We start from the raw sequence: 1,608 nt of genomic DNA, 5'->3' as shown, positions 1-1,608 counted from the left end.
TATCCAACGGTAGCTCCCGGCTCATAGGTGAGATCAGACAGATATACTGCCTTTTTCAGATTGATAACTTTCTCATCTGTTGTTTTCCCATCCCGTGCCGTTACTTTAACTTTTATCTGGGGATTTTCCCTGTGTATGGAAAATTCACCCTCTGCCGATTGGATTCCTTCCGCTTTTTGTGTTCCGCAGACAAGCTCCACCTTAGCTCCATTATCCTGGGCTTCTGCCTTAACCTGAACCGTGTCCCCTGAAATGTATTCTGTTATGGAATTTTCTTCGCCAAATTCTGCCGCAACGCTCTTCTCATTTAACAAAATATCCTGTAGGTTTACGTTTTCCTTATAGGGAAGTATTGCATTTATATTGTAAATTACTTTGTTGATGCCATCTGGTGCCGTAACAATAATTTTTATCAGATTTCTGCCTTTTTGCAGATTGGACGATACGGCTTCATTTTCTTTGGTAATAACATCATTAATAACAATTTTTATTTCGGCACCTGCATTTGGAACAGCAGCCAGTTCTAGTGTTGCGGCCCCCTCATCCAGCGTAGTCAGATATTTCAGTTTATCTGCTTCAAAATTTTCTATATCTTTTCCATTAATTTGTATGCCTGTTAAGAAAGCTGAAGTATCTGCTTCATAGTTTACATGGACCATATGCTGTTTCACGGTCATGCCGTCTTTTGCCGTTACCCGGATATAATAGGAATTCAATCCATTTACAAATGATACCGGTACGGACCAGGTGTTTCCATTCTTTGTCAAAGACAGCTCTTTCCGATATTCCCCTTCCAGTACATCCACTTTACCAATTCTGTCATTTGCCGTTATCACAAGGTTTCCACTTGTTTTGCCTGCCTCTGCATTCAGAAAATAGCTCTTTTCCTGTGGCCGCTGTTCTGAAAATCCTAATTCATCTAAGGCAATCTGATCAATCTGAGTGTTACTGTCTTGTATCATTTTGATATGAATCACGTAAATATCCGTGTCACTTCGTTTGATTGTATAAGTATCACCATTGTCTATTGGAATTACAATATCGTCGGAATTTTTAAGTTCTCCTTCCAATTGCATCCCATTTCTGCTTATTTCTATCAATCCAACTTCGTTATTAACGGATTCATACGATAGCTCTGCTTTCTCCAGTTCAACCGGGATATTGAATGTAAATTCTTTTTGGTCCCCGCCTTTATTATAAAGCTGCTGCCCATTTAGCTTTAAAGATTTTAATTCCGCTGTTGCTTCACCTTCTCCAATTACTGTTTCTGCTGCTGCAGGTATCCCTGGTGTTCCATATTGGTCAACAGGATAGATCTGGCAGGTCAATACCCCTGTCTCTTCTGCTTCTATGGATGGCTCCGCCGTGACAACCGTTTTACCGCTCTGGGCAAAATTCCACCGATAAAGCGTCTCTCCCTCACTGTCCCCGTCCGGGTCTTCAAAGTCATAAAGGAGGCTTACCTTGTCGCCTGCCTGGTAATTTTGTTCCTGAAATGCCAGGTTGGCTGCACTGGGCTTTTGATTTTCAAATCCGGTAAATGAAACCGGCTCTAATGCCTCCACTTCCTCATACGTCAGGGATGCATCCCCCATTTTGAGTCCGGTA

Annotated in this window: 1 protein-coding gene; it reads right to left on the bottom strand. The window is 41.8% G+C overall.

The annotated features are described in order from the left end of the window. Positions 1-1,608: cadherin-like beta sandwich domain-containing protein (locus RHS_RS28940; RefSeq protein WP_047835163.1), on the bottom strand; the 1,608-nt coding region annotated here is incomplete at both ends.

The sequence above is a fragment of the Robinsoniella sp. RHS genome (assembly GCF_001029355.1).
Lineage (GTDB): Bacteria > Bacillota > Clostridia > Lachnospirales > Lachnospiraceae > Robinsoniella > Robinsoniella peoriensis.
This window is presented reverse-complemented; position numbering and strand designations above follow the sequence as displayed.